This is a genomic window from Streptomyces sp. MK37H (assembly GCF_018035285.1).
GTDB classification, from domain to species: domain Bacteria; phylum Actinomycetota; class Actinomycetes; order Streptomycetales; family Streptomycetaceae; genus Streptomyces; species Streptomyces endocoffeicus.
This window is the reverse complement of the sequence record NZ_JAAAYH010000657.1, coordinates 1-3,426: the sequence shown is the minus strand read 5'-3', so window position 1 is coordinate 3,426 and position 3,426 is coordinate 1. Positions and strand designations below refer to the sequence as shown.

The following is a 3,426-nucleotide window of genomic DNA, read 5'->3' as shown; positions in this document are numbered from 1 at the left end:
GGGCCGGGTGCCTGGCCATCCGTACGAACCAGTCACGCGCGGCCTCGGCCGCCTCCTCCAGGGTTCCGGGCTCCTCGAACAGATGGCTCGCGCCGGGCACCACATGGATCTCATGCGGGGCGGCGAGCATGGCGGCCGCCTGCTGGTTGAGCCGCAGCACCTCGTGGTCGTCACCGCCCACGATGAGCAGCACCGGCGCCCGCACCCGGTTCAGCGCGCCGCCCGCGAGATCGGGCCGCCCGCCCCGGGAGACCACGGCCGCCACCCGCTCCGGCCGCTCCGCGGCGGCCGTCAGCGCCGCCGCCGCGCCCGTACTGGCGCCGAACAGCCCCACCGGCAGCCCGGAGGTGGCCGGGTGCCCGTCGAGCCAGTTCACCGCGGCCCCCAGCCGGCGGCCCAGCAGCGGGATGTCGAAGCGCAGTTCTGCGGTGATCGCGTCCACCCGCTCCTCGGCCTCGGTGAGCAGATCGAACAGCAGGGTGGCCAGATCCGCGTCCTGCAGCACCCGGGCCACCGCGCGGTTGCGCGGGCTGTGCCGGGAGCTGCCGCTGCCGTGGGCGAACGCGACGACGCCGATGGGCTGCTCGGGAAGGGCCAGATCGCCCACGAGCATGGCGTCGTCCGCGGCGATACGGGCGGTCTCGGAGCGCATCTGCCACCTCCTGCCGGGGGTTGCGCGGGCTGGTGCCGCCGCTGGGCGGACGGGCTGCCGCTGGGCGACGGGCTGTCGCTGTCGCTGGGCGTACTGTCGCTAGGCGTAGGCCATGAGCCCTTGCCGCAGCTCGCTGTAGAGCCGGGAGAGCCTGCGGGATATGTGCATTTGGGAGAAGCCCAGGATCTCACCGATCTGGCTCTGCGAAAGCCCCGCGAAGAACCTCAGATAGAGGACGTAACGGTCCTGCTCCGACAGCTCGGCGATCAGCACCCGCAGCGCCTCGCGGTTGACGACGCGTTCTATCGCGGCGTCGTCCGCGCCCACCGTCTCGGCGAGCAGCCGTTCCTCGGCGCCCTGTACGGCGGCGTTGAGGGAGAGCGGGGTGCAGGAGGCGCTGGCCTCCAGACCGGCCTTCACATCCTCCTGGGGCATACCGGTGCGCAGGCAGATCTCGTGGATGGTGGGGGTGCGCCCGCCGAGCTCCTGCTCCAGCGCGTCGCGCGCGGAGCGGGTACGGGAGCGGACCTCCTGGATGTTGCGGGGGATGTGCAGGGTCCACAGATAGTCGCGGAAGTGGCGTTTGAGCTCACCCGTGATGACGGGGATCGCATAGGAGGGGAAGGCATGGCCGAGGTCGGGGTTGTAGCGGTCGACGGCCTTCACCAGGGCCAGCGAGGCGACCTGGGTGAGGTCCTCCATGTTCTCGCCCTTGTTGCGGAAGCGCAGCGCCAGGCGTTTGGCGACGGGCAGCCAGGCGCAGATGATCGTCTCGCGCAGCGCGTCGCGTTCGGGCCCGGACGGGAGCCGGGACAGACGCAGGAAGGCACCGCCGGTGTCGGGAGTGTCGTCATGGCGTCGTTGGCGAGTCGCGGTTGCTGACATGGTCACTCGCCTCCGTGTTCCGATGTCACGGCGGTCGCCACCAGATTCGCATGGGCCCTGACGTCTCGCAATTCGACCGAATTGGTGATGGTATGGGTGTCTTTGGGTGGTATCCGGGTTCAAGGTGCTTCGTCCCGGTCGTGGCGGGGTATCCACACGGGATGAACGCACGCCTTCGTCTCGCCCAGCAGCCCGAGGCGGACGCTCTGCTCGAGCGCGACCCCCTGGCCCTGATGATCGGGATGCTGCTCGATCAGCAGGTGCCCATGGAATGGGCGTTCTCCGGTCCGTACACCATCGCGCGGCGCCTGGGCAGGGACGACCTGGACGCCCAGGAGATCGCCGCCCACGACCCCGAGGGGTTCGCCGCGCTGCTGTCGGAGAAGCCCGCCGTGCATCGCTACCCGGGCTCGATGGCGGGGCGCGTCCAGCAGCTGTGCTGGTATCTGGCCGAGCACTACGGGGGCGATCCGGCCGCCCTGTGGCGCGATGTCTCCTCCGGCCAGGAGCTGCTCCGGCGGCTGAACGAGCTGCCCGGCTTCGGCAAGCAGAAGGCGCAGATCTTCCTCGCGCTGCTGGGCAAGCGGATGGGGGTGCGGCCGGAGGGCTGGCGCGAGGCGGCCGGGGCGTACGGCGAGGAGGGCGCGTACCGCTCGGTGGCCGACATCACCGGGCCCGAGTCGCTGGACAAGGTCCGCGCCCACAAGCAGGAGCTCAAGCGGCAGGCGAAGCAGGCGAAGGGCGGCGCCTGAGGCAGGGCATTCGGGGCGGGGTCTTTCAGGCGGTGTCCAGCGCGTCCCGCAGGGTGTCCACGGCCAGGGTGAGCGCCGCCCGTGCGGCCCGGGTGTCGCGCAGCGCGTCGAGCATCAGGAAGTCATGGATGATCCCCTGCATCCGCAGGGCGGTGACCGGCACCCCGGCCTCCCGCAGCTTGGCCGCGTACGCCTCGCCCTCGTCGCGCAGCACATCCGCCTCGCCGGTGATGACCAGGGCGGGCGGCAGCCCGGCGAGCTGGTCGGGGGTGGCGCGCAGCGGGGAGGCGGTGATCTCGGAGCGCTGCGCCGGGTCGGTGGTGTACTGGTCCCAGAACCACTTCATCGCCTCACGGGTGAGGAAGTAGCCCTCGGCGAACTGCTCGTAGGAGCCGGTGTCGAAGGCGGCGTCGGTCACCGGGTAGAAGAGCACCTGCCGCACCAGCGGCAGATCGCCGCGTTCCTTGGCGAGCAGGGTGAGGGCGATGGCCATGTTGCCGCCCACCGAGTCCCCGGCCACCGCGATCCGGGAGGCGTCGAGCCCCGCGCCCTCGCCGTGGGCCACGATCCACTGGCCCACCGCGTAGCTCTGCTCCAGCGCCACCGGGTAGTGGGCCTCGGGGGAGAGGTCGTACTCGGGGAAGACGACCGCGGCGCCCACCCGGACCGCCAGCTCCCGGACCAGCCGGTCATGGGTGTGGGCGTTGCCGAACACCCAGCCCGCGCCGTGGATGTAGAGAATCGCCGGAAGGGTGCCGACGGCCTTCGGAGGGCGCACGATCCGCGCCCTGACGCCGCCCGCCGGGATGCCCCCGACGCTGATCCACTCCTCGTCCACCTCGGGTTTGGGCACCTCGCCCGACTGCACCTCGTCGAGCGTGCGACGGCCTTCGGCGGGCGTCACCTGGTACGGATACGGCGGTTTGGCGGTGGCCTCGGCGAACGCCGCGGCGGCGGGTTCGAGGACGGGGCGGGCCGGAGCGGTGGTGGCCATCTGCTTCTCCTTTGCCGGTCCGGTTCCGTCCGACGATCTCACCCGGGCCGCCGCGGCACCCACCGCTGTTACGCCACCCGGGCGCTCACCGGCCCGGCGAGCTCACCGGGCCAACGGGCTCACCGGGTCAAGGGGCCGGGCGC

The 3,426-nt window shown here is 71.8% G+C and carries 4 protein-coding genes; 1 reads left to right on the top strand and 3 read right to left on the bottom strand.

All coding sequences use genetic code 11. The features are described from left to right. Together GWI24_RS42245 and GWI24_RS42240 are read right to left on the bottom strand one after the other, a co-directional pair. Positions 1-652 (bottom strand): dienelactone hydrolase family protein (locus GWI24_RS42245; RefSeq protein WP_210951321.1); only part of this gene is annotated, 652 nt, incomplete at its 3' end. A 99-nt stretch (positions 653-751) separates the two neighbouring features. Further along, a complete protein-coding gene (locus GWI24_RS42240; RefSeq protein ID WP_210951320.1) occupies positions 752-1,537 on the bottom strand; it encodes a SigB/SigF/SigG family RNA polymerase sigma factor in 786 nt (261 codons plus the stop codon). Positions 1,538-1,698: 161 nt separating this feature from the next. Between GWI24_RS42240 and GWI24_RS42235 the strand changes: the two genes are divergently transcribed. Further along, positions 1,699-2,289, top strand: a complete 591-nt coding sequence (locus GWI24_RS42235) for an HhH-GPD-type base excision DNA repair protein (protein ID WP_210951319.1) — start codon at positions 1,699-1,701, stop codon at positions 2,287-2,289. A gap of 25 nt (positions 2,290-2,314) precedes the next feature. On the opposite strand, the gene GWI24_RS42230 is transcribed toward GWI24_RS42235, so the two are convergent. Then, positions 2,315-3,283 carry an alpha/beta hydrolase gene (locus GWI24_RS42230; protein ID WP_210951318.1) on the bottom strand — a complete coding sequence of 323 codons (969 nt, stop codon included), beginning with the start codon at positions 3,281-3,283 and terminating at the stop codon, positions 2,315-2,317. Positions 3,284-3,426: the final 143 nt, after the last annotated feature.